The sequence below is a fragment of the Arcobacter iocasae genome (assembly GCF_042214795.1).
Taxonomy (GTDB): domain Bacteria; phylum Campylobacterota; class Campylobacteria; order Campylobacterales; family Arcobacteraceae; genus Arcobacter; species Arcobacter iocasae.
The window spans coordinates 2,471,685-2,495,631 of sequence record NZ_CP090177.1 but is presented as its reverse complement, the minus strand read 5'-3'; the positions used below and the strand labels follow the sequence as shown (position 1 = coordinate 2,495,631).

Below are 23,947 nucleotides of genomic sequence, written 5' to 3'. Positions count from 1 at the left end.
GGCTTTTATTCTTAAAAAATAATCTTATATTCGATATAATATAACTTCTTAAAAGCTTACTTAGGAGCATTTATGACAAAAGTCACTACATATTTACTTACACTATTTATAACACTGTTTTTTACAGCTTGTTTCAATGAAAAAGGCAATAGCACAAGATTTTATGGAAATGTTGATTTAAGAACGGTTTCATTGGGATTGAGAGTTTCAGGAAAAATATCAAAGCTCTATTTTGATGAGGGACAAAAAGTCAAAAAAGGTGATTTATTAGCTTCTGTTGATAAGGATTTATATCAACAATCACTTGATGAAATTCAAGCTCAAATTAATATACAAAAAATCCAAATAAAAAAGCTAGAAAATGGATATAGAAAAGAAGAAATAGCAAAAGCTAAAGCTTCATTATCTAAAAGTTCCGCTGTTTTAAATAAAGCACAAATAGATTTGAAAAGATATAACAAACTTCTCAAAACAAATTCAATCCCTGTAGAAAAACATGATGAAATTTTACTTTCATACAATAGTGCAAAAGCACAATATGATTATGATAAAAACAACTATGAACAACTACAAAATGGTTATCAAAAAGAAGATATCCAATCGGCTCGTGCAAAATTACAATATTTACAAGTGCAAGAAAAAGAGGCAAAAATTCATCTAAATGATACACAATTATTTGCTCCAAATGATGGCACAATATTAACAAGAGTATATGAAATAGGAGCTATAGTACCACAAGGTGCTTCAATTATGGAAATGGCTTTAGAAAATCAATATTGGGTGAGAAGTTATATAGATGAAAAGTATTTAGGAGTAATAAAACCTAATATGCAAGCAAAAGTTTATACAGATTCAAGACCAAACAAACCATACAAAGCAATTGTGAGTTTTATCTCACCACAAGCCGAATTTACACCTAAAAGTGTACAAACACAAGAGTTACGAACACAACTTGTATATCGTGTTCGACTTATATTGCAAGAGCATGATAACTTTATTCAACAAGGAATGCCAGTAACCATAGAGTTTGACAATTTAGGCAAAGACAAATAAAAATGTCATTAGTTGTTGCAAAACAAATTACAAAAACATTTAACAAAATCCCTGCTATTTCAAAACTAGATATAAACATAAAAAAAGGAAAAATAACAGGATTAGTAGGACCAGATGGAGCAGGAAAAACTACTCTTATTAGACTTATGACTGGACTTCTAGATGCTGATGATGGAGAGTTAAAAGTTTTGGATTATTCTTTACCAAAAGATGCAGACAAAATACAAAGTAAAATCGGATATATGCCTCAAAAGTTTGGATTATATGAAGATTTAAGTGTTTTAGAAAACCTCACTTTATATGCAAACTTGCAATCTATTCCAAAAGATGAACAAGAAAAAAGAATCAATGAATTATTGGAATTTATCAACTTGGGCAAATTCAAATCATTTCTTGCCAAAAATTTATCTGGTGGAATGAAACAAAAACTAGGTCTAGCTTGTGCTTTGATAAAAAAGCCAGAGCTTTTGCTTTTAGATGAGCCAGGTGTTGGAGTTGACCCAATTTCTAGAAAAGAGTTATGGGCGATTGTTAATAAATTGGTTGAAGATGATGTGGGAGTTGTTTGGAGTACTGCTTATTTAGATGAAGCAGAACTTTGTGATGAAGTAATACTTTTAAATGAAGGTTCTATTTTATTTGAAGGAATCCCAAAAGACTTAAGTAAAACTATGGAAGGCAAAGTTTTCAAAATAGTAGGAGAAATAAAAGATAAAAGACAAACACTAAGATTGGCATTAAAACATGAGCAAATAAAAGATGGGGTAATCTTAGGAAATAGTATCAAACTAATTTGTGAAAATAAAGAAAGTTTACCAACTCTTGAAAAACTAGAAGCCCAAAATTGCACTTATGAAGATATGCAGCCAAATTTTGAAGATGGTTTTATAAATATTTTAAAAGGTAACTTTGATGGAGAATCATTATTGGCAAAACAAATGGGAGAGTTTGAAGAAAATGAAGGCACTTTAATTGAAGCTTCCCATCTTAGTAAAACTTTTGGAAGTTTTAAAGCTACAGATGATGTAAGCTTTAAGATAAAAAGAGGTGAAATCTTTGGATTTTTGGGACCAAATGGAGCTGGAAAATCAACTACATTTAAAATGTTATGTGGGCTTGTAAAACCTACAAGTGGGGAAGCGCATGTTTTAGGAATGAGTTTAGAAACCTCTTCACATAAAGCCCGTAGCAAGATTGGATATATGTCACAAAAGTTTTCACTTTATGGGGATATCTCTGTTTTTGAAAATCTAAAGTTTTTTGCAGGTGTTTATGGCTTAAGGGGAAAACAAAAAAAAGAAAAAATAAATAGTATGATTCAAATTTTTGAGCTAGAAAAATATAAAAAGACAGCTTCAAAAAACTTGCCCTTGGGATATAAACAGAGACTTTCACTTGCTTGTGCTGTTATGCATGACCCTGTAGTGCTTTTTTTAGATGAGCCAACTTCTGGGATTGATCCACTTACTAGACGAGAATTTTGGAATCATATCTATGCAATGGTACAAAAAGGTATGACTATAATGGTAACAACTCACTTTATGGATGAAGCTGAATATTGTGACAGAATAGCTTTGATTTATAAAGGTAGAGCAATAGCATTAGATACTCCATATAATCTTATTAGCCAAGTTGGTTCAAATGCTACGATGGAAGATACTTTTATTGAACTTATTAAAAGAGAAGAAGATGATAATGAATAAACAACGGTTATCAGCCCTTTTTATCAAAGAGAGTTTACAAATAATTCGAGACCCAAGTGCATTAATCATAGCTTTTGTTTTACCTCTTATGCTACTTTTTTTGATGGGTTATGCTATTTCACTAGATTCAAAACATATTCCAGTGGGAGTTGTAATTGAAAAAAACTCTGCCCATACTTCTAGTTTGATAAAAGCTTTTCAAGCTAGTGAAAGCTTTGATGTACAAATAGCAAAAGATAGAAGAACTTTTGTAAAACAACTACAAGAAGGAAAACTAAGAGCCATGATTGTAGTTCCTGCAACTTTTGATAAAGATATTTTAAAAGGTGAACCAAAAATACAAATTATCACAGACGGAAGTGAACCTAGTATTGCAAATTTTGTTATCAAATACAGTTTTGCTTTATGGCAAAATTGGCTTGAATATGAAAAACTCTCAGCAAAAGCAAATATTGATATTCAAACAAGATATTGGTTTAATGCACCATTATTGAGTAGTTACTTTTTACTTCCAGGTTCTATTGCCATAACTTTAACACTTATTGGTACGCTTTTAACTGCTTTAGTAGTAGCAAGAGAGTGGGAAAGAGGTACAATGGAAGCTATAATGTCAACTCCTATTACAATATTAGAATTGCTTTTAGGAAAGCTTTTACCATACTTTGTTTTAGGGCTTTTTTCACTTCTTATTTGTGTACTTATTACTTTATTTTGGTTTGAGATTCCATTTAGAGGTTCATATTTACTTTTGTTTTTGACTTCCAGTGTCTATTTATTTGCAGCACTTAGTATTGGTTTACTTATTTCAACTTTAGCAAAAAATCAATTTGTTGCAGCACAAATGGCTTTAATCATAGGGTTTTTACCTGCTATGATTTTATCAGGATTTATTTTTCAAATAAGTAGTATGCCATCTTGGTTACAGTTTTTAACACATATCATACCAGCAAGATATTTTATAAATATACTACAAACACTCTTTTTAGCAGGAGATATTTATGAAATCATTATTCCAAATACCCTTTGGATGTTAGGTATTGGTCTGTTTTTATTTGGAATTATTTTTATTATTACTAAAAAGAAGTTAAGCTCATGATTTATCAATTAATATCTCTTATTAGAAAAGAATTTTTAGCCATTTGGAGTGATAAGCGTTCTCGTATTGTGATTATTGTACCACCTATTATTATGCTTGTTTTATTCTCTTTTGCAATAACTATGGAAGTTAAAAATATCAATATAGGTGTTTTAGATAGGGACAATTCAACCCAAAGTCAAGAACTCATCCGTACTTTAAAATATAGTGACCGTTTTACACAAGTACTTTATTTAAAAAGCTACGATGATTTAAAAGAGAAAATAGATTCTCAAGAAATCCTAGCTGGAATTGAGATACCTCAAGATTTTGCAAAGAATATGCAAAAAGGCAAAACTGCAAACATAGGAATTATTGCAGATGGAAGGAAATCAACAAGTGCTCAAATTGCAGTTGGATATGTTCAACTTAGCATTAATAATTTCTTTTCAAAAAATAAAGATACCTTAGTAGTTCGAAATTGGTACAATCCAAATTTAGAGAATTTTTGGTGGATACTTCCAAATTTAGTTGGAAGTTTAACTATACTTATTGCTTTGATTTTAACTTCATTATCAGTTGCTAGAGAGAGGGAACTTGGAACTTTTGAACAAATCTCAGTGGCACCACTTAGTCCTACAATTTTAATCATTGGAAAAACTATTCCTCCTATGATTATTAGTATCTTAGAAGCTAGTATTATTTTTTTAAGTGCTATTACATTTTTTGGTGTTCCTTTTATTGGTTCACTTAGTATTTTAATAGTTTCAATTTTTGCTTTTGTATTTTCAGTTGTTGGCTTTGGATTATTTATCTCTTCTATTTCTTCAACTCAGCAACAAGGAATTTTAGGAGCTTTTATACTTTTAGTACCTTCAATTTTGATGTCTGGATTTGCAACACCTATTGAAAATATGCCCCAATGGCTTATCCCTTTTACAAATTTTATTGCACTAAAATATTTTTTGATACTTTTAAAAGGTCTATTTTTAAAAGATATCTCTTGGGAAATTGCAATCTGGGAGATTTTGCCCATGATTGCACTAGGAGTTGTTACACTTATTATTGCAACTTGGTTTTTCAAAAAGAAAGTAACTTAAGCAATACTCTCTTTTTTTACTAAAGTAGTTTCAAACCCTTGGCTTGGATGAAGAGGAACTAAAAAAGATAAAATAAAAGATGCTAAACCAATAAGTGCACCAATTATAAAAACAAGTGAATGGGAATATAACCAAATTAAACCTAAGAAAAATGGTAAAAATACAGCTGCAATGTGATTTATAGTAAAACTAACAGCACTAGCACTTGCTATATCTTTTGGATCTGCAATTTTTTGAAAATATGTTTTTAGAGCAATTGCCATTGAAAACAGTAAATGATCAATAATATATAAGAAAAATGCAAAATAAATATTTTCAACAAAAGCATAAGATGTAAAAACTAGCATTAGCCCAATATATTCTATTTTTAAAGTAGTTGATTCCCCTACTTTTACAATAAACTTACCGATTTTTGGTGCAAGATATATATTTAAAATAGCATTAATAAAAAGTAAAGTCACCATATTTTCAATATCTAAACCAAATTTCTCTACAAGTAAAAATCCAGCAAATACTACAAATATCTGTCTTCTAGCCCCTGCAAAAAATGTTAAAATATAAAAAAGCCAATACTCTTTTTTTATAACTAATTTTTTCTCTTGTACCACATCATCTTTAAAATGTTCAAATCCTATCCAAGCTATTATGGCAATAAGTGAAGTAATCAAACCAAAAAATGCATAAACATACTTGTACTCTACACTATAAAATTTCATCATAATATATATTAAAACAAAGACAATAAGTGAAGTAACAGATCTAGCCGCTGTAATTTTTCCTAAAACTATTGGAGCTTTTGCCTTATCAAGCCATTGTAAAGATAGTGATTGATTTAAAGTTTCTAAATAATGAAACCCAATAGACATCAAAATTGTAGTTAAATATAAACCCAAAGCACTAGGATAAAGTCCAGTTAAAAATACTCCCAAACCTAAAGCTATCATTGAAATATAAGCTAATCTTTGTTGAGCAACAAACATAATTACTAAAATAACTGTAAAGGCCAAAAAGCCAGGAATTTCCCTTAAACTTTGTAAGATCCCTATTTGGCTACCATCAAAAGAAGCCACTTCTACCACATAATTATTGAGTAAACTCATCCAAGCAGAAAAAGCAAAGACCATAGATATTGACAATATATAAAGTAAAGCTACTCTTGATTTAAAAAGATTTTTTATCATTATTTTTCCAAATATATTAAATAAGTTAAAATAATAGCTTTAAAATATAAAATATGACTTTATTTATCTTTTTAAATAAGTAATAAAAATAATATTATTTAACTTCAAATTTTAAAATAAGTTTTTAATTTATTTAAAGTTTAAGAATACACCTAATACAATATTTAAATTGATAGTTTATACCAATAAAAAACTACAATAAAGTTGTATATTTTATATACAACTTAAAATTGACATAGATTTTTATTTTGGTTAGACTTCTTGCATGATAAAATAAGGAAAGGGGTTAATATGATTTTTTATAATAATAGATTATTAGAATTAGAAAAAGTATTTAATTCTTTTATCTTCTCAAATATTATGTATATTATTCCACATCCAATAAAACAAATACAAAATATATTAATTCAAGACAAAAACTTCATTCTAGGTGCCAGGTAGACCCTGCACAATTACCTTTGATTACTTTAATTGTGCTATTAAGCAATATTGTTTAATACATAAATAAAATTATTACATTAAACATATTACTTATCTCGTAGGGTCTTTTCCACAAAATCAAAAAAACTAATAAAATATTTTAAGGAAAAAAAATGACAAATGAAATGAATACATTTGAAAAACACGAATCAGAAATTAGAGCTTATTGTAGAGCAGTACCAACTGTTTTTAAATCGTCATCAAACGCAGTAATGATAGATGAAAATAATAAAGAATTTATAGACTTTTTTGCAGGTGCAGGTGTTTTAAATTTTGGACATAATAATCCAAAAATGAAAGAAGCAGTAATTGACTTCATCCAAAGAGATGGAGTTGTTCACTCACTAGATATGTTTACAGATGTAAAAAGAGACTTTATAAATACATTTGTAAAAAATGTATTAGAACCACGAGGGTGGGCGGATAGAAAAGTTCAATTTACAGGACCAACTGGAACAAATGCAGTTGAAGCAGCACTTAAATTAGCTAGAAAAGTTACTGGTAGAACAGAAATTGTTGCTTTTAATAGAGGTTTCCATGGTATGACATTAGGTGCATTAGCTTGTACCGCAAACAATGCTTTTAGAAGTAGTTCAGGAGTTCCTTTAAATAATGTTATTAGAGATACTTTTAATGATATGGAAGCTTTAGAAAACTTAAGACAAAAAATGTTTGATTTAGGTTCAGGGATGTTGCCTCCTGCTGGTTTTATTGTTGAGCCAGTACAAGCAGAAGGTGGTGTACGAGTTGCTACAAAAGAGTGGTTACAAGGTGTGCAAAAACTAGCAAAAGATACTGGAGCACTATTTATTTTAGACAGTATTCAATGTGGTGTAGGAAGATGTGGAAGCTACTTTAGTTTCGATGATTTAGATGTTGATCCAGATATTATTATTTTAGCAAAAGGTTTAGGTGGTTTTGGAACTCCTATTGGAATGTTAGTTAATAAACCAGAGATTGATAAAGCTTGGAACCCGGGACAACATACAGGTACATTTAGAGGACAAGGTATCTCTTTTGTAGCAGGTAAAGTTGGTTTAGATTATTTCAAAGATGATGAGTTTAATAATGAAACAAAAAGAAAAGGTAACATCATAAGAGAGACTATAGATGCTTTAAACTCTAAATATGATGCTGTAAAAGGTATAAGACAAAAAGGAATGATGCTAGCAATTGATTTTGAAAGTGCAGCAATGACAAAAGAAATCACTACAAAATGTTTTGAAAATGGTTTGATTATTGGAGCTTGTAGTACAGGTGAAATTATCAAATTTATTCCTCCATTAACAATTGAAGAAGATACTTTAAAAGAAGGTCTAAACAGATTTGTAAAATCTGTTGAAGCAATCTTAGGCTAAGGGGTTATTATGGGATATAGTTCAACACACTTTAAATCAATAAATCCATACACTGAAGAAACAGTGTATGAGATTCCTATGAATACAGCTGAAGAAGTAAGAGAGATAATTGAAAAATCACAAGAGACATATGTAAACTCTTGGAGAGACAGTTCTTTTGAACAAAGAGCTGAGCTTTTAAGAGCTGTTGCAAAAGAGATGAAAGATAATCTTGATGAATATGCTCTCCCTATGACTGAAGAGATGGGTAAACCTATCAATGAAGCAAGAGGTGAAGTAACAAAAGCAGCTTGGGCAGCAGAACATTACGCTCAAAATGCTGGGGAATATTTAAAAACAGAATATATTGATTCTGATGCAACTGAAAGCTTTGTTCAATATTTACCATTAGGTGTAACTTTAGGATTACTTCCTTGGAATGCACCATTTTGGTTAGCTTTTAGATATTTAGCACCTGCACTTATGTCAGGAAACACTTGTATTATGAAACATGATTCTCATACTCCACTATGTGCAGTTAAAATTATACAAGCTTTTGAAAAAGCAGGTATGCCTAAAAATTTAGTTCAAAATGTAGTTATTAACCACTCACAAATTGAATCAATTATTAGACATCCACTTGTTACTGGTGTATCATTAACAGGTTCATCAAAAGCTGGTTCAGCTGTTGGTGCAATCGCTGGAAGTGAAATCAAACCAGTAGTACTAGAACTTGGTGGAAGTGATGCAGCAATTGTATTAGCTGATACAAAAGATTTAGAACATGCAGCAGATGTAATTGTTCTTTCAAGATATATCAATGCTGGTCAATCTTGTATTGCTGCAAAAAGAATCATTGTAGAAGAACCTATTTATGAAAAATTTATCTCTTTATTAAAAGAGAGATTTGAAAAATTAACTTTAGGTGATCCAAAAGATGAATCAACAAAAATTGGTCCAATAGCCAGAAAAGAGTTAGTTGAAGAAATGCACCAACAAGTTGATAAATCAGTAAGTGCAGGAGCAAGACTAGTTTTAGGTGGAAATAAAATCGAAGGTAAAGGATTCTTTTTTCCTGTAACCCTTTTAGCAGATGTGGAACCAGGAATGGTCGTATCTTGCCAAGAAACATTTGGACCAATAGCAGCTGTTATTAAAGCAAAAGATACAGACCATGCATTAGAAATTGCAAATGACACTGACTATGGTTTAGGTGGTTCGGTATGGACAGGAGATGTTGAAAAAGGTAAACTAATAGCAAGTAAAATTGTTACTGGTCAAGTTTCAATTAATGGAATTGTAAAATCAGATCCTAGACTTCCAAGTGGTGGAGTTAAAAAATCAGGTTTAGGAAGAGAATTAGGTCCTCATGGTATTAAAATGTTTGTGAATACTCAACAAGTTTGGGTAGGTCCTGTTAAATAGGAAACTAATATGAGAGAAAAATTACCTTTTACTAAAAAAGAGTATGTCCAAAGAATTAGAAGAGTTAAATCATTGATGCAACAAAGAAGAATCGATGTTTTAATTGCAACTGATCCTGGAAATATGAATTGGCTTACAGGATATGATGGTTGGTCTTTCTATGTTCATCAAGGGGTTATTATTTCCCTTGATGAAGATGAGCCTATTTGGTTTGGAAGACTTATGGATAGAAATGCAGCATTGATAAAATGTTATATGAAAGAAGATAATCTTTATGGTTATCCAGAAAAATATGTACAAAACTTAGATGAACATCCTATGACATGGATTGGGGAAAATGTTCTTAATAAAAAAAAATGGGATAAATGTGTAATAGCAACAGAGCGAGATAGTTATTATTATACTGCTGAAGCTCATTTTAGATTAACAGCAACTTTGCCAAATGCAAACTTTATAAATGCAAATAATTTAGTGAATTGGGCTAGAGGTATTAAATCTGAAAAAGAGATTGAATACATGAAAATAGCAGGAAAAATTACTCAAAAGATACATCAAAGAGTTTTAGATGTGGTAAGAGTTGGTATTCCAAAAAGTCATGTTGTTTCACAAATTTATGAAACTGCAATTGCTGGTGTTGATGGTTATGGAGGAGATTATCCTTCTATTGTGCCATTATTACCATCAGGTGCTGATGCATCTGCATCTCATATTACTTGGGATGAGAGACCTTTTAAAAAGAATGAGGCAACTTATTTTGAGATATCAGGTTGTTATAAAAGATATCATTGTCCTATGTCAAGAACTATTTTTATGGGCAAACCCAATCAAAAATATTATGATGCTGAAAAAGCACTAATAGAAGCTATTGATGCAGGGTTAGAACAAGCAAAACCTGGAAATAGAACTTGTGATATTGCAAATGCAGTTGATACGGTAATGCACAAATATGGTATTGATAGAAATGGTGCAAGATGTGGTTACCCTGTGGGAGTTAGTTATCCTCCTGATTGGGGTGAGAGAACTTGTAGTTTAAGATCAACTGACTTAACAGTATTAGAGCCCGGTATGACTTTTCACTTTATGCCAGGTATTTGGCAAGCTGATTGGGGAATGGAAATAACTGAAAGTATCTATATAACAGATACTGGAGTTGAAACCTTTTGTGATTTCCCAAGAGAGTTATTCATTAAATAGAGTATAAAGGAGGATTAAAATAGAAAATCTTTTTAGAATACACAAGATAATGGTGTTCAAAACAAATAATAAAAAATAAAGGAAAATTTATGAAATTAATTAACTTAAAATCTCTAGTTCTTGCAGGTATGATAGCTGCAACAAGTCTTAGTGCAGCTACATGGAAGTATGCAATGGGTGAAGGATTAGATGACCCTCAAGGTATTTATGCAGTTGCATTTAAAAACTATATTGAAAGTCATTCTGATAATAAAATCAAAATCTATCCTGTTGGTTCATTAGGAGAAGAGACAGACCTTTTAGAACAAACTAAATTTGGTTTATTACAATTTTTAGGTCAATCAACTGGTTATATGGGTGGAACAATTCCAGAAATGGATCTATTTACACTACCTTATATTTTACCAACTGATACAAAAGAGTTAGATTATTTTTTCAAAAACTCAAAAGCTATTAACAAAATGTTACCTCCAATTTTTAATAAACATGGATTAGAATTATTAGCAGTTTTTCCTGAAGGTGAAATGGCAATTACTACAAATGAAGTATTTAGAACACCTGAAGATTTACAAGGTAAAAAAATGAGAGTAATGCCAGGTTCTCCAATTTTAGTTGATACATATAAAGCATTTGGAGCTTCTCCTGTTCCTATGAGTTGGGGAGATTTAATTGGTGCTTTAAAAACAAACATGGTTGATGGGGAAGAAAACCCAACTGTTTGGATTGAAGCTTATGATTTAGATAAATTATCAAAAGTTTTAACTTATATGGGACATAGTAGTTTTAATGCTTGTGCAGTTACAAACAAAAAATTCTATGATAAATTAAGTGCCAAAGATAAAAAACTTGTACAAGATGCTTCTGCTCATGCTGAAAAAGTGATTTTAAAAGAGGCACAAAAACTTGATGCTTATGGTTTAGGAAGAATAGTAAGAACAAATCCTGATTATAAAATTGTTACACTAACAAAAGAAGAAAGACAAGTATTTAAAGACAGAGCAAAACCAGTTCAAGAAAAATTTGCTGAAAAAAGTGCTTCAAATAAAAAACTTTTAGCACAAATGAGAAAAGATCTAGAAGAAGCAGAAAAAAATGCAAAATAAGACTTTTTAGTTTTAATAAAACAATAGATAGCACTTAAGCTATCTATTCAGGAGTTTATATGGAAAATTCAGAAAAAGTATCCAAAGAGAAGATTAACCCTCTTTTAAAAGGTCTTGACTTTATGGATAAAATGATTAGTAAATTTGAAAAACTGATGTTAGGACTTGGGATTATAGCAATGGCTATAAATACTATTGCAGCGGTTGTTAGTAGATTTATTTTCAATGATGCAATTATATTCACTGATGAATTAAATATGATTTTTATAGTTATTGTAACTTTTGCTGGATTGAGTTATGCAGCAAGACAAGGTAGACATATAAGAATGTCAGCTATTTATGACTTATTAAATTCTAATTTGAGAAAAATATTTATGATTATTATTTCAGCGATAACTGGTATATTTATGTTTTTTTTATCATATTATGCGATTTTGTATATCATAAGCATATACAATAGTGGCAGAATATTACCCGCACTAGGGATTGATGTTTATATTATCTATTTATGGGTTCCTATTGGTTTTATAATCACAGGCTTACAATATTTTACAACAATACTTAAAAATATTAGACACGAAGATGTGTACCTTTCTTCAAATATTAAAGATGGTTATACAGATGCAGCAAATCAAATAGAAGTTTAGGAGTAAGAAATGGCAATTTTAATTTTTTCTATAATGGTTGTATTATTACTTTTAGGCTTTCCAATGATGATACCTCTAATTGCAGGTTCAACTGTTGGATTCTATGAAGTATTTGGTGATTTTGATAGAATGCAATTTATGATTCAGCAAATGATGGGTGGTATAAGACCAGCTGCGCTTATTGCAGTTCCTATGTTTATTTTATCAGCAGATATTATGACAAGAGGAAAATCAGCTGAAAAACTAATTGATTTAGTAATGTCTTTTGTTGGACATATAAAAGGTGGTTTGGCAGTTAGTACAGCTTGTGCTTGTGCTATGTTTGGGGCCGTTTCAGGTTCAACCCAAGCTACTGTTGTAGCAATTGGTTCTCCACTTAGACCAAGATTACAAAAAGGTGGATATAAAGATTCATTTATCCTTGCTTTAATAATCAACTCTAGTGATATTGCTTTTTTAATTCCACCTAGTATTGGGATGATTATTTATGGAATTGTTTCAAAAACTTCAATTCCTGAACTTTTTATTGCTGGTATTGGGCCTGGACTTTTAATTTTAGTTCTTTTTTCAATATATTGTATTGGTTATGCGTATAAACATGATATACCAACTCAAGAAAAATCTACATGGAAAGATAGACTATTAGCATTTTATCATGCTTTATGGCCTTTAGGATTTCCAGTAATCATTATAGGTGGTATTTTTGGTGGTATTTTTAGTCCAACTGAAGCTGCTGCTGTTAGTGTTGCTTATGCTTTATTTCTAGAAGGTGTTATATTTAGAACTATGAAATTTAAAGAATTTTATAGTTCAGCTGTTGCAACTGGTTTAGTTACAGCTGTTGTATTTATACTCGTAGCTGCTGGGGCAGCATTTGCTTGGATTTTATCTTTTGCACAAGTTCCACAAGAAATATTAGCATCAATTGGTATTAGGGAAATGGGACCATATGGAGTATTAGCAGTAATTTCTGTTGCATTCTTTGTTGGGTGTATGTTTGTTGATCCGATTGTTGTAATCTTAGTACTTGTTCCAATATTTGCACCAGTTGTTGATTCTGTTGGATTGGATCCTGTTTTAGTTGGTACTATTATTACATTACAAGTTGCAATTGGTTCTGCTACCCCACCATTTGGTTGTGATATTTTTACAGCAATTGCTATATTCAAAAGACCATATTTTGAAGTAATAAAAGGTACACCTCCTTTTATATTTATACTTTTATCAGTGGCTGTTGCACTAATATTCTTCCCACAAATTGCCCTATATTTTAGGGATTTAGCTTTTAGATAAAGGAACAATTATGTTTAAAAAAGTACTAGTAGGACTAGATGGTTCAGAGTTAGCTTACACTGCACTTGAAAAAGCTTGTGAGATTTGCAAAAGTTTTAATAGTGAATTAAATATTGTTTCTGTATTTAGACATCATAGTTTTGTTGAAGGCTCTTTATCTATGGTAAGGGGTGCAATTGAGTATGAAAATATGGATGATGTTTTAGGTCAATATGCAAAAGAAATTGTAGAAGATGGTAAAAAAATAGCTTCTAATTTAGGTTTAGAAGAAGGTAAGATTAAAGGATTTATTAGATCAGGACAAGTAGCAAAACAAATATTACATTTTGCAAAAACAAATGATATTGACCTTATTGTTGTTGGAAAACAAGGACAAGGTGACTTAACAGGTTATTTACTTGGTGGGACTTCTCACAAAATCTCTGGTCTAGCTAAATGCCCCGTATTGGTCGTCTAAATGAAAATAAAAGACATCAAATTTATAAGTATATACTCTTTTAACAGAGTATATTTTAATGTGATAGAACACTCCAGTTAATTTTATACCTAAGAATATAAATTAAAATTAATTGGAGCAATTATGCAAAATAATACAATGAAAGCCATGGTCTTAATTGGTCATGGTGGAATAGATAAGTTAATATATAAAGATGTTGAGATTCCTACACTTAAAAAAGGTGAGGTTCTTATAAAAGTAACAGCAACAGCTAAAAACAATACAGATAGAAAAGCCAGAGAAGGTTTATATCCAGTTGATGATAATAATAAAGAAGAAGTAACTTCTTTTAATATGACAGGAGATAATACCTTCACCTTTCCTCGAATTCAAGGGGCAGATATCGTTGGAGTTGTTGAAAAAGTTGCAGATGATGAAAATAAAAGTCTAATAGGTCAAAGAGGACTTGTTGATTTTAATATCTATTTATCACAAAATCCCGATTTAAATTTAATACCTGATTATTATGGACATGGAAAAGATGGTGGATATGCAGAATATGTAGCCATTCCTAGTGAAAACTTCTATGCAATGCCAAATAAAGATATTGATGATGCCCAACTAGCTTCATTAGGTATGTGTTCATATCAAACTGGATTTAGAATGCTAAATGCCTCAAGAGTGAAAAAAGGTGATAAAGTCTTAATCAGTGGAGCAAGTGGAGGAGTTGGAACCGCACTAATTCAAATGTGCAAAGTCTTAGGCGCAATTCCTTATGCCCTTAGTTCTAAAGATAAAGAAGAGGAACTTTTAGCTCTTGGTGCACAAAAAGTGATTGATAGAGGTGAACTCTCAACTTTAAAACAAAGAATTTTAGAAGCAACAGAGGGTGAAAATATTGATGCTGTTATGGATTTAGTTGGTGGAGAATATACAAATATTTTTATTGATACAATGATTGTGGACATGAAAAAAAGAGATGACTATCCAAGACTAAGTATCGCAGGAGCTAGTTCTTTCAATATCACTGAAATATTATGGTCAAAAATATATCTTTATCAAGTGGAGATTCATGGGGTATCACATGGTACAAAAAATGAAGCAAAACAGTTAATGCAATGGATAAAAGAAGGAAAACTAAAGCCTATTTTACATGCAACATTTAAACTATCAAACCTTCATGAAGCAGAAAAATATTTTGTTTCAAGAGGAAAAGGATATTTAGGTAAAATAGTAATAGTGCCTGATTCTCAATGGAAAAAGCATGGTGAGAAATACTCTTTAAAGGTAGAGAATGAATAAGCCACACACAATAGGACTAATTGATACCCATGCAGGTGGTGATGTAAGTAGAATAGTATTTACAGGTGTTAAAGAGTTAGAGGGCAATAGTGTAAGAGAGCAAATGCTTTATTTGCAAGCACATGCTGATGATTTGAGAAAAACCCTTCTTTACGAACCATATGGAATACCGGAGATGTCTATAGACTTAGTTGTTCCTTCAAAAAATGAAGAAGCAGTTGTAGGATATATTATCATGGAAGTTATGGGTTATCCTATATATTCTGGTTCAAATACCATGTGTACTGCAACTGCAATTATTGAAAATGGATTAGTTGAAAAAAAAGATGGTATTTTAAACTTTAAACTTGAAGCTCCAGCTGGACTTGTAGATATTGAAGCTAAAGTTGAAAATGGGGTGGTTGAATCTATAACTTGTGAAGGACTTCCAAGTTATATTCACCAATATAAAGAGAAAATAGTAATTCAAGAGTTAGGTGAAATCACCTACTCTGTAGCTTATAGTGGTGGTTTTTATATCCTTGTAGAGGCTAGTGAATTAGGATTTAATCTTACAATTGATGAAGAAAAAAAATTGAGCGATACAGCTTACTTAATAGTTGAAGCAGTTAGAAAAAAAGAGTCATTAAGACACTATTTATTAGGTGATGTGGGACCAGTTCCTTTTCTACATTTTATGGGAGGAGTTGAGAAAAAAGAAGATGGTTTTTATACCTCACGCTCAACAACTTATGTTCACCCTGGAGTTATTTGTAGAAGCACAACAGGAACAGGTACCTCTGCTAGATTGGCATATTTACAATACGAAGACAAAATTAAACCAGGTGAAAGATTAGAAACTGTAAGTTTAAGGGGTACAAAATTCATTGGTACCTTTGATGGGGTTGAAAATATCGATGGACAAAATGTAATAAGAAATAGAACAACAGGCAAAAGTTACATAATAGCAAAATCAAAGATTTTAGTTAATTGTGATGATTGCCTAACAAAATATAATGAATTAGCAAAAGTGATTCAGTGTTTATAATAAAAAGGAGTCGGTATGTATAAAAATTTTGATGAAGTAGTAGAATTTGCTACAAATTTTAGACATAATTTACATAAAAATCCCGAATTAACTTGGGAAGAGACCAATACCGCAAAAGCAATAAGAGAGATATTAGACAAACATAATATTACATATAAAACTTATGCAGGCACTGGCACAGTTGGATTACTTGCTCAAGATAAGAAAGGTCCTCATATAGCTTTAAGAGGAGATATTGATGCTCTTCCACTAGAAGAAAAAACTGATGTTTCATATAAATCAGTTAAACATCAATGCATGCATGCTTGTGGACATGATGGGCATACAGCAACTTTAATGGCAGCTGCTATTTGGTTAAAACAAAATGAAGATAAACTAACAAACCCAGTATCTCTTATATTTCAACCTGCTGAAGAAGGAGGTCATGGAGCTAAGAAGATGATTGAAGAGGGATGTTTAGATGGAATTGATATGATTTTTGGTTGGCACAATTGGCCAGCTATTAAATTTGGTCAAGCTGTTTGTCCTGAAGGTACAGTAATGGCTGGAAATGGAACTTTTCATATTACATTAAAAGGTTTGGGAGGACACTCCTCTCAACCTGAAATTTGTAAAGACCCAGTTCTTGCAGCTTCTGCTTTAACTATGGCACTACAACAAATCGCAAGTAGACAAGTAGCACCACAAGATGCCGTTGTAGTTTCTGTTACATCAATAGATGCGATTAGTGGGGTAACAGTGATTCCAGATAATGCAAAGGTTGAAGGAAGTATTCGGGTTCCTACAAATGAGTTAAAAACAAAAGTATTTAATCAAATAGAAGAGATATCAAAAGGCATTGCCTTAGCATATAATGTTGATGTGGATATTGATTTAAGAGATAGATATCAACCAACAATTAACCATAAAGATGAAGCTTCAAAGGTGCGAGAAGTATTAAAAGATACTTTAGGTGAAAACTGGCAAAGCAATATTGCAACTCCAATTATGGCAAGTGAAGATTTTAGTTATTATCTAAATAAAATCCCAGGAGCCTTTGCTCTTGTAGGAAGTGATGATGGAATTGAAAAACATCAAAAAGCTTGTCACAATGTGCATTATGATTTCAATGATAAGCTAATAAAACCTGTTAGCATATCACTTATGAAATTAGCTAATTTTAAATTTTAAAAGGAAAACTTTATGTTTTCCTTATTGGTGCCTTTGCTAGGCGTATTAGCAATAGTTTTAAATGCCATTGGTATGGCAATAAAAGATTTAATAAAAACAAAAATTTTATTAGGAACTTCAGTTGTTTTTATAATACCTGATTTATATCAAAGTGGTGGGATACATGGAGTTTATCAATCAGTTATAATAGCCCTTATGTATTATGTTGGAGCATTTGAGTATAGAAAACTTGAAAGAGCAATTTTATATTCTATTCCATTTTTTTCTATATTTTTACTTTTAGGTTTAAAAGAGTATGAAGGTCTATTTTTAGTATTAGCATCTATTACAACACCTTTGGCTACTATTTCAAAAGATTCGTTTAAGATGAAGCTTTTACTTTTGGTATCTACTTTTTCTTGGGGAATTTATGCTTTTCTTATGGAAGCTTGGTTTGCTTTTACATTTGATTTATTAGGTGCCTTTGCCTTAATATACTTTTTTGGACAATATAGAAGAGAAAAAAAAGCTAGACAATTACTTGATAATGTTTATGAGGAATGTGTAAAAGTAAAAGATGAAATTTTACCTTAAAATAAAAAAGAATTCTTTTTTATTTTAAGATATGCTCTTCAACTACCCAATTTGCAAAAGGAATTGAAGAGGTAAATGCAGGACTAACTGCATTTAATACATGAACTGAGTTTTCATCAGATTCCACTACAAAATCCTGTACAAGTTCTAGGGTGTGTTTATTTAAAAGTTGTGCTCGTATACCTGGTGTACTCCAAGAGTCAAAACCATCATGATTCATATTTTTAGTTAGTTTCATAGCTAAGTTTTTAAAATATTTAAAATTGTACTTTTTTATCTCACTAAAAGCTAAACTTCTAAATGAAAAAGCATCTGTAATAAAAAGCTTTAACTCATAATATGAAATTTCTAAAAACTCTTTTAAAGAGAAGTTATCAAAACCTTTGTAGTTTTCTCTCCAAAAAGCAGGAATAGCTGTTGGTCCTATTTTACTCTCATTATCTACTGTTAAAGTATAATGAACTCCTAAAAAAGGATTTTCTAAGTTTGGTACTGGATAAACATTTGTTCTAAGGTGTGAAGCATTTGTTTTATCTTTTAAATATACTCCTTTAAAAGGAATGATTACATAATCCTTTGAAAAGCCATAATTTCTTGCAATTTTATCAGCATATAAACCTGCACAATTTATCACTTTTTTAGCGTAAAATTCACCCTTACTTGTAAGAATTGCATCTTTACTTGAAGAGATATATTTACAATCTAAAAGTAACTCGACTCCTAGTTCTTGTATAACTTTTGCAAACTCTTTTGTTACTTCTTTTGGATTTACTGTTGCTGTACTTGGGCAGAGAAGTGCTTTCTCATAGGTTTTTATATTAGGATAAAGGGTATTTAGTTCTTCTTCTCTTAGCCATTGAAGCTCAACTCCATTTGCATCACCTCTATTTTTCAACTCTAATAATCCACTTAATTCATCTTCATTTGTAGCTACTACTACTTTTTTGCACTCATTTAATTTTAGATTTCGCTCTTTACAAAACTTCTTAAGGGCGATATTACCTTCTTTTGTAAACTTAGCTTTTAAAGAATTTGCAGTGTAATAAAATCCAGCATGCAAAACTCCTGAATTTCTACCACTACTATGCATTGCAACTTCAGGCTCTTTTTCTATTATTAAAATTTTACTATCAGGGAATCTCTCTTTTAAATTTTTAGCAATATTTAGTCCAATAATTCCAGCACCAATTATTAAATAATCATGCATTTTAATATCCTAACTCTTCATTTATAAGAATAATTGTGATTCTATCTTTTTCATCTGCTTTTACCCAAGTAAATTTATTAGCAATAGTATTTAAATTTTGTCTTGGCTCTTTTCCCATCTCTATTGCTTTTTTATTCATTCTGTCTATATTTTTGATAGCTGCCACTTCCATAACTCTTTTAAAACCATCTTCTAAATTTTCAACGATTTTATTTACACCAACTATTGCTAATATTTTTTTTGGTCCAAAACAAAAAGCAGCTACTCGATTTCCGCTTCCATCAGCATTTACTATCTTTCCATCTTTTGTTAAGGCATTTATTCCTGTAACAAATATATCTGAAACTAGTCCTTGTCTTCTTCTGTGTGTATTTTCTTCCATAGAAATACCAAGTTCATATTGGTTGTATAAAGTTATATCTTTTTTATTTGTCAAATAATCAAGTAATCCTATTTCGCCAACAGTAACAGAACCTCCAAGACCCACTTTCATGCCCTCTTTTATAAAAGTTTTAGCTAAATTAAAAGCTTCTTCTTTTGTCTGAACAAAGTGTGGATCATAACCACAAGATTTTAAAGTATTAATCAATTCCTGCATATTTGTTTCCCTCTTTAAACAACTTTTTATGTAATATCATAGAAACAACAAAGATAATAAATCCTACGATATGTGTAGTTTGTACTATACCAAAAAATGACTCAAAATGATAAGCTTCATCTTCTGTTAATAATAAAATTGTAGCAACTGCAAACACAACTCTTTCTAAAATCATCATCTTTTTATCCCAAAAACCTTCCATAACAATAGAAAAACATAAAATACCAAAGAAAGCGAAAATAAATACTTCAAATCTCTCAAACCAATCCCCACTTACAAGTGGAGTAAAAGCGAATAATAAAGGAATAATATACATCCCCTTACCTATTTTCCAAGATACAAGTCCAGTTTGCATTGGAGGAGTTTTTGCAATAGCTGCTGCTGCAAATGCTGCTAAACAAACAGGAGGTGTAAGATTTGAATCTTGTGATAACCAAAAGATAATCAAGTGAGCTGATAGTAAATACATAGCCGCCTCAGGAATTTGAATACCAGCATTTACAAGTCCTGCCATTTCTGGAGTTAACATAAGACCTACAAGAGCAGGAGCACTTAAAACAGATAATACAACATAAGATGCAGTTACAGGTAATCCCATTCCTAAAATAAGTGAAGCAATAGCTATTAAAACAATAGCTATAAGTAAAGAATTACCTGACCATTCCATAATAAGTTGAGAAAATGTAATTCCAACACCTGAGATATTTATAACTCCAACTATAACACCAACTGCAATTAATAAAACTCCAGTTACCACCATATTTTGGCTACCTAAGGCTAAAGCTTCTAAAATCTCTTTGATTCCCATTCTTTTATTTTTTGTTAAATATGATGCTAAAACAATAGTAATTATTGCAATTGAAGCTGCATATGTAGGAGAATAACCATAAATTAAAAGCCCAACTAAAGTAGTAATAGGGATAATAAAATGAAATCCTTCTCTTAATAATGGAAGAATTTTAATATCATTATCTTCACCTTTTATATCATTTTCTTTTGCATGAATATGAATATAAAATGAAATAGATGCAAAGTATAAAATTGCTGGTAACACAGAAACAGAGATAATAGTTAAAAATGGTATATGAGTAATTTGAGCCATAATAAAAGCCCCTGCTCCCATAATAGGAGGCATGATTTGTCCACCAGTACTAGCTGCTGCCTCAACTGCTGCTGCAAAAGTTCCTTTGAAACCTGCTTTTTTCATCATTGGAATTGTAATTGAACCTGTTGATACTGTATTTGCAACAGCACTTCCAGATATCGTTCCCATAAGTGCAGAAGAAAATACTGCAACATGTCCAGTTCCACCTGTATATTTTCCTGCAACTGCATTTGAAATATCTACGATAAAATCCCCTGCTCCCGATTTTAATAAAAAAGCAGCAAATAAAATAAACATAAATACATAAGTAGAAGAGATTGTTGCAATTGGTCCAAATAACCCTTCACTTGTATAATACATTCTATATAAAAATCTATCTAATTCCATTCCTCCAAAAGCAAAAACACCATGGAAATACTGCCCTAAAAAAAGTATATAACAAATGCATAATATTATAAGTGCTGGAATAATATAACCTGTATATCTTCTCACTAACTCTATTGCTAAAGCTATTGTCATACAAACTACAATTACATCACTTAGTCTCATTTGTGAGTGAGCAACTGAATACAGACTCTCTTCAAAGAAAACCATATAAATAAATGTACACAAAGACAATACAGCAAGAATGATATTTAATATACTTACTTTATTGTCCCCTTTAGACGATTCATAAGTTAAAAATCCAAGAGATCCTAAAAGTGCAAAGTGAGCTGAGTTAAACCACAAGTCACTTATTCCTCCCCAAATATTCACATAAAAGTGAAAGAGCGAAATTAATATTGCATAAATAAATGTTATTTCTTTAAAGTATTTTATTTGTATCATGATTATTGTCCTTAGATTTATAAGCTACATAAATGATTTCAAATCACTTATGTAAGATATAAAATAAAGAGAGTTTAGCTCTCTTTATTTTTAGTTATCAATTAAAGAATCTGGTATTTTGATACCTTGTTCTTTATAGTATTTAGCAGCACCTTTATGAAGAGGCATTGGTAATCCATCTATCGCTTTTTGTAGAGACATAGCAAGTGTTGCTTTATGTACACTATTTAAAAATGGTAGATTTTCATAAATTGTTTTTGTTAATAAATAAACAACTTCTTCTGGTGTATCTTTTGTAACAACAAGTAAGTTTGGTTGAGCTATTGTATTTATATCTTTTGTTTGTCCAGGATAAGTTCCAGCTTTTATAGTAAATGGTGTCCAAACAGGATAATCAGCATCAATCTTTTCTAAATCAGCTTTTGAAAAATCTAAAACTTTAATATTATCATTTCCAATTGAAGCAAAAGCATTTGTAACAGCTGATGTTGGAGGTCCTGATGGAGTTGTCATACCTTGTACTTTCCCATCTTGAAGTGCAGTAGAACTTGGGCTATAACCTAAGTACTGTAAATCTAATTTATTGTAATCAATTCCAAGTGATTCTAAAATAGTCTCTGAAGAAACTCTAGAACCTGAACTTCTTCCACCAATAGAAAATCTTTCCCCATAAAGATTTTTTATATCTTTTATATTTCCAGTTTTTGCATATTTACTTTTAATAGTAAATTGCTCAACATTTTGCCATAACATAGAAATTGATCTTAGTTTTTTTTGAGCATTGCCTTTATATTGACCTTTTCCTTGCCAAGCCATAGAACCATATAGTCCTTGTAAAATAGCAAAGTTTACTTCGCCTTTTCCTAGCATGTCAACATTTTCATTACTTCCGGCACTTGTAATTGCAGAGAATGTAACTTTATGGTCTTTTGCTAATTTGATTGAAGCAATTGTTGCAATACCTACACCAACTGGATAATAAGTTCCCCCTGTACTTGCTGTTGCAATTACATACTTACTCTCTGCTGCATTTGCACCTGTTAACATTGCTGCAGTTATTACTGAAGTTGCTAACAATTTTTTTAAAATTGAATTCTTAAACATGTTATTCTCCTTTGTTTTTGTACTAGAAAAGTATAACATATTTTGAAACAATATTGTTTCAAAATTGTTTTAAATTTTATAATTTGTTTTGGAAGTACTATTTTATAGGCTTTAATATAAATAAGGTTATGTGTTATTTTGAAACAAAAGGTTATTTATGTGAAAAGTAAAAAATATTTTGAAGAATATATTGCTTATGAAGTATTCTCTTGAAGAGGTAAACCTCTCCGCTTTCTTACTTTTACCTTTCAGGATTTAGTCACTTCGTTCAGGCATGTATTGACGAAAAGTAAGAGATGCGAAGACCTTTAGGTGTTCAGGAGAATCAAAACCCACATTAGAAAAAGTGGAGTTTCAACCTCTGTGATGTAATTCGATTTACAATTAATTAATATCCTGTCACTCGCAGTTTGTTATACGTTACTTTCCCTCTGACAGTACAGAAATCCTTTCTATATCTCGGCTCGAAAAATCAGGATCTACATATACATACATACGACTAATAAGTTTTCCAGTAAACTCAAATACACTACAAAAACGACCTATAGATATATTATTATCTGGCCAAGAAGTTCCATCACTCATTACACCTCCCTCTTGTCCTTCAACAATTACCTTGTTTCCAGCAGTTGTTATTTGAAAGCCGTCTATGTCATGCCAAATACTTGTTAAAGAACTTCCAATTCTATTGCCAAACTCAATTAATGCTTCTTTTCCTTTTTTTTGTCCAAATTTAGGAAAGAAAAAATCAACATCCTCTGTAAACAACTCAAGATAACTAGAGTCACCATTATCTACTTTCTTAAAATACTCAATCACAAACTCTTCTAAATTGTCTTTTTCCATAATTATTATATATCCTTATTGTTTTTTATACATAACTATTTATAAAATATAAATTATATATATTTATCATCTAAATCATTACTAAATACACATCTATTTTGATTCTAAATAAGTAATAATCTATAATATATTATACAAAAATAATCTCTTGAAGAGGTAA

At 30.7% G+C, this 23,947-nt stretch carries 22 protein-coding genes; 16 read left to right on the top strand and 6 right to left on the bottom strand.

Annotated elements, in window-relative coordinates; translation table 11 throughout:
• Positions 1 to 72 precede the first annotated feature (72 nt).
• The 4 genes from LXN10_RS12515 to LXN10_RS12500 are packed head-to-tail and all read left to right on the top strand — an operon-like array spanning position 73 to position 4,931.
• The gene (locus tag LXN10_RS12515) at positions 73 to 1,053 is read left to right on the top strand and encodes an efflux RND transporter periplasmic adaptor subunit (RefSeq protein ID WP_375723327.1); all 981 of its coding nucleotides are present in this window, start codon (positions 73 to 75) and stop codon (positions 1,051 to 1,053) included.
• Between the two features lie 2 nt (positions 1,054 to 1,055).
• Positions 1,056 to 2,756, top strand: coding sequence for an ATP-binding cassette domain-containing protein (locus tag LXN10_RS12510; protein ID WP_375723326.1), 1,701 nt, complete (start codon positions 1,056 to 1,058; stop codon positions 2,754 to 2,756).
• A complete protein-coding gene (locus tag LXN10_RS12505; RefSeq protein WP_375723325.1) occupies positions 2,749 to 3,852 on the top strand; it encodes an ABC transporter permease in 1,104 nt (367 codons plus the stop codon). Before LXN10_RS12510 ends, LXN10_RS12505 begins: the two co-directional genes overlap by 8 nt.
• The gene (locus LXN10_RS12500; protein WP_375723324.1) at positions 3,849 to 4,931 is read left to right on the top strand and encodes an ABC transporter permease; all 1,083 of its coding nucleotides are present in this window, start codon (positions 3,849 to 3,851) and stop codon (positions 4,929 to 4,931) included. Before LXN10_RS12505 ends, LXN10_RS12500 begins: the two co-directional genes overlap by 4 nt.
• Here the strand turns inward: LXN10_RS12500 and LXN10_RS12495 are convergent.
• On the bottom strand, positions 4,928 to 6,112 hold the full coding sequence (locus LXN10_RS12495) for an MFS transporter (protein ID WP_375723323.1): 1,185 nt from the start codon (positions 6,110 to 6,112) through the stop codon (positions 4,928 to 4,930). The genes LXN10_RS12500 and LXN10_RS12495 overlap by 4 nt on opposite strands.
• Before the next feature lie 291 nt (positions 6,113 to 6,403).
• Between LXN10_RS12495 and LXN10_RS12490 the strand changes: the two genes are divergently transcribed.
• The 12 genes from LXN10_RS12490 (at position 6,404) to LXN10_RS12435 (ending at position 18,099) form a co-directional block, all read left to right on the top strand.
• Positions 6,404 to 6,553 (top strand): hypothetical protein, encoded by a 150-nt coding sequence (locus LXN10_RS12490; protein ID WP_375723322.1) that lies wholly within the window; start codon positions 6,404 to 6,406, stop codon positions 6,551 to 6,553.
• A 152-nt stretch (positions 6,554 to 6,705) separates the two neighbouring features.
• The gene (locus LXN10_RS12485; protein ID WP_375723321.1) at positions 6,706 to 7,950 is read left to right on the top strand and encodes an aspartate aminotransferase family protein; all 1,245 of its coding nucleotides are present in this window, start codon (positions 6,706 to 6,708) and stop codon (positions 7,948 to 7,950) included.
• A 9-nt stretch (positions 7,951 to 7,959) separates the two neighbouring features.
• The gene (locus tag LXN10_RS12480) at positions 7,960 to 9,354 is read left to right on the top strand and encodes an NAD-dependent succinate-semialdehyde dehydrogenase (RefSeq protein ID WP_375723320.1); all 1,395 of its coding nucleotides are present in this window, start codon (positions 7,960 to 7,962) and stop codon (positions 9,352 to 9,354) included.
• A gap of 9 nt (positions 9,355 to 9,363) precedes the next feature.
• Entirely contained in the window at positions 9,364 to 10,548 is a 1,185-nt protein-coding gene (locus LXN10_RS12475; RefSeq protein ID WP_375723319.1) for a M24 family metallopeptidase, read from the top strand.
• A gap of 89 nt (positions 10,549 to 10,637) precedes the next feature.
• Positions 10,638 to 11,651 carry a TRAP transporter substrate-binding protein gene (gene dctP / locus LXN10_RS12470; protein ID WP_375723318.1) on the top strand — a complete coding sequence of 338 codons (1,014 nt, stop codon included), beginning with the start codon at positions 10,638 to 10,640 and terminating at the stop codon, positions 11,649 to 11,651.
• 59 nt (positions 11,652 to 11,710) lie between these two features.
• Positions 11,711 to 12,298: a TRAP transporter small permease gene (locus LXN10_RS12465; RefSeq protein ID WP_375723317.1), complete on the top strand. Its 588-nt coding sequence runs from the start codon at positions 11,711 to 11,713 to the stop codon at positions 12,296 to 12,298.
• 9 nt (positions 12,299 to 12,307) lie between these two features.
• Complete coding sequence (locus LXN10_RS12460; RefSeq protein WP_375723316.1) at positions 12,308 to 13,591, top strand: TRAP transporter large permease; 1,284 nt, start codon at positions 12,308 to 12,310, stop codon at positions 13,589 to 13,591.
• A 10-nt stretch (positions 13,592 to 13,601) separates the two neighbouring features.
• Complete coding sequence (locus LXN10_RS12455; protein ID WP_375723315.1) at positions 13,602 to 14,048, top strand: universal stress protein; 447 nt, start codon at positions 13,602 to 13,604, stop codon at positions 14,046 to 14,048.
• Positions 14,049 to 14,171: 123 nt separating this feature from the next.
• Positions 14,172 to 15,329 carry a zinc-binding dehydrogenase gene (locus LXN10_RS12450; RefSeq protein WP_375723314.1) on the top strand — a complete coding sequence of 386 codons (1,158 nt, stop codon included), beginning with the start codon at positions 14,172 to 14,174 and terminating at the stop codon, positions 15,327 to 15,329.
• Positions 15,322 to 16,356: a proline racemase family protein gene (locus LXN10_RS12445; protein ID WP_375723313.1), complete on the top strand. Its 1,035-nt coding sequence runs from the start codon at positions 15,322 to 15,324 to the stop codon at positions 16,354 to 16,356. Before LXN10_RS12450 ends, LXN10_RS12445 begins: the two co-directional genes overlap by 8 nt.
• Before the next feature lie 15 nt (positions 16,357 to 16,371).
• Entirely contained in the window at positions 16,372 to 17,526 is a 1,155-nt protein-coding gene (gene doeB2 / locus LXN10_RS12440) for a N(2)-acetyl-L-2,4-diaminobutanoate deacetylase DoeB2 (RefSeq protein WP_375723312.1), read from the top strand.
• A gap of 12 nt (positions 17,527 to 17,538) precedes the next feature.
• Positions 17,539 to 18,099, top strand: a complete 561-nt coding sequence (locus LXN10_RS12435) for a YgjV family protein (RefSeq protein WP_375723311.1) — start codon at positions 17,539 to 17,541, stop codon at positions 18,097 to 18,099.
• 19 nt (positions 18,100 to 18,118) lie between these two features.
• On the opposite strand, the gene lhgO is transcribed toward LXN10_RS12435, so the two are convergent.
• From lhgO to LXN10_RS12410, 5 genes are all read right to left on the bottom strand, one after another.
• Complete coding sequence (lhgO, locus tag LXN10_RS12430) at positions 18,119 to 19,306, bottom strand: L-2-hydroxyglutarate oxidase (RefSeq protein WP_375723310.1); 1,188 nt, start codon at positions 19,304 to 19,306, stop codon at positions 18,119 to 18,121.
• Position 19,307: 1 nt separating this feature from the next.
• Positions 19,308 to 19,904 carry a lactate utilization protein gene (locus tag LXN10_RS12425; protein WP_375723309.1) on the bottom strand — a complete coding sequence of 199 codons (597 nt, stop codon included), beginning with the start codon at positions 19,902 to 19,904 and terminating at the stop codon, positions 19,308 to 19,310.
• Positions 19,888 to 21,837 carry a TRAP transporter permease gene (locus LXN10_RS12420; protein WP_375723308.1) on the bottom strand — a complete coding sequence of 650 codons (1,950 nt, stop codon included), beginning with the start codon at positions 21,835 to 21,837 and terminating at the stop codon, positions 19,888 to 19,890. The genes LXN10_RS12425 and LXN10_RS12420 overlap by 17 nt, the downstream gene beginning before the upstream one ends.
• A gap of 90 nt (positions 21,838 to 21,927) precedes the next feature.
• Positions 21,928 to 22,941, bottom strand: coding sequence for a TAXI family TRAP transporter solute-binding subunit (locus LXN10_RS12415; protein WP_375723307.1), 1,014 nt, complete (start codon positions 22,939 to 22,941; stop codon positions 21,928 to 21,930).
• Positions 22,942 to 23,361: 420 nt separating this feature from the next.
• Positions 23,362 to 23,787 (bottom strand): nuclear transport factor 2 family protein, encoded by a 426-nt coding sequence (locus LXN10_RS12410; protein ID WP_375723306.1) that lies wholly within the window; start codon positions 23,785 to 23,787, stop codon positions 23,362 to 23,364.
• Between the last annotated feature and the right edge of the window lie 160 nt (positions 23,788 to 23,947).

What these genes read in the sequence shown, in the direction of transcription:
- LXN10_RS12515 (WP_375723327.1), top strand. Translation starts at nt 73, where the DNA reads ATGACAAAAGTCACTACATATTTACTTACACTATTTATAACACTGTTT.
- LXN10_RS12510 (WP_375723326.1), top strand. Translation starts at nt 1,056, where the DNA reads ATGTCATTAGTTGTTGCAAAACAAATTACAAAAACATTTAACAAAATC.
- LXN10_RS12505 (WP_375723325.1), top strand. Translation starts at nt 2,749, where the DNA reads ATGAATAAACAACGGTTATCAGCCCTTTTTATCAAAGAGAGTTTACAA.
- LXN10_RS12500 (WP_375723324.1), top strand. Translation starts at nt 3,849, where the DNA reads ATGATTTATCAATTAATATCTCTTATTAGAAAAGAATTTTTAGCCATT.
- LXN10_RS12495 (WP_375723323.1), bottom strand. Translation starts at nt 6,112, where the DNA reads ATGATAAAAAATCTTTTTAAATCAAGAGTAGCTTTACTTTATATATTG.
- LXN10_RS12490 (WP_375723322.1), top strand. Translation starts at nt 6,404, where the DNA reads ATGATTTTTTATAATAATAGATTATTAGAATTAGAAAAAGTATTTAAT.
- LXN10_RS12485 (WP_375723321.1), top strand. Translation starts at nt 6,706, where the DNA reads ATGACAAATGAAATGAATACATTTGAAAAACACGAATCAGAAATTAGA.
- LXN10_RS12480 (WP_375723320.1), top strand. Translation starts at nt 7,960, where the DNA reads ATGGGATATAGTTCAACACACTTTAAATCAATAAATCCATACACTGAA.
- LXN10_RS12475 (WP_375723319.1), top strand. Translation starts at nt 9,364, where the DNA reads ATGAGAGAAAAATTACCTTTTACTAAAAAAGAGTATGTCCAAAGAATT.
- dctP (WP_375723318.1), top strand. Translation starts at nt 10,638, where the DNA reads ATGAAATTAATTAACTTAAAATCTCTAGTTCTTGCAGGTATGATAGCT.
- LXN10_RS12465 (WP_375723317.1), top strand. Translation starts at nt 11,711, where the DNA reads ATGGAAAATTCAGAAAAAGTATCCAAAGAGAAGATTAACCCTCTTTTA.
- LXN10_RS12460 (WP_375723316.1), top strand. Translation starts at nt 12,308, where the DNA reads ATGGCAATTTTAATTTTTTCTATAATGGTTGTATTATTACTTTTAGGC.
- LXN10_RS12455 (WP_375723315.1), top strand. Translation starts at nt 13,602, where the DNA reads ATGTTTAAAAAAGTACTAGTAGGACTAGATGGTTCAGAGTTAGCTTAC.
- LXN10_RS12450 (WP_375723314.1), top strand. Translation starts at nt 14,172, where the DNA reads ATGCAAAATAATACAATGAAAGCCATGGTCTTAATTGGTCATGGTGGA.
- LXN10_RS12445 (WP_375723313.1), top strand. Translation starts at nt 15,322, where the DNA reads ATGAATAAGCCACACACAATAGGACTAATTGATACCCATGCAGGTGGT.
- doeB2 (WP_375723312.1), top strand. Translation starts at nt 16,372, where the DNA reads ATGTATAAAAATTTTGATGAAGTAGTAGAATTTGCTACAAATTTTAGA.
- LXN10_RS12435 (WP_375723311.1), top strand. Translation starts at nt 17,539, where the DNA reads ATGTTTTCCTTATTGGTGCCTTTGCTAGGCGTATTAGCAATAGTTTTA.
- lhgO (WP_375723310.1), bottom strand. Translation starts at nt 19,306, where the DNA reads ATGCATGATTATTTAATAATTGGTGCTGGAATTATTGGACTAAATATT.
- LXN10_RS12425 (WP_375723309.1), bottom strand. Translation starts at nt 19,904, where the DNA reads ATGCAGGAATTGATTAATACTTTAAAATCTTGTGGTTATGATCCACAC.
- LXN10_RS12420 (WP_375723308.1), bottom strand. Translation starts at nt 21,837, where the DNA reads ATGATACAAATAAAATACTTTAAAGAAATAACATTTATTTATGCAATA.
- LXN10_RS12415 (WP_375723307.1), bottom strand. Translation starts at nt 22,941, where the DNA reads ATGTTTAAGAATTCAATTTTAAAAAAATTGTTAGCAACTTCAGTAATA.
- LXN10_RS12410 (WP_375723306.1), bottom strand. Translation starts at nt 23,787, where the DNA reads ATGGAAAAAGACAATTTAGAAGAGTTTGTGATTGAGTATTTTAAGAAA.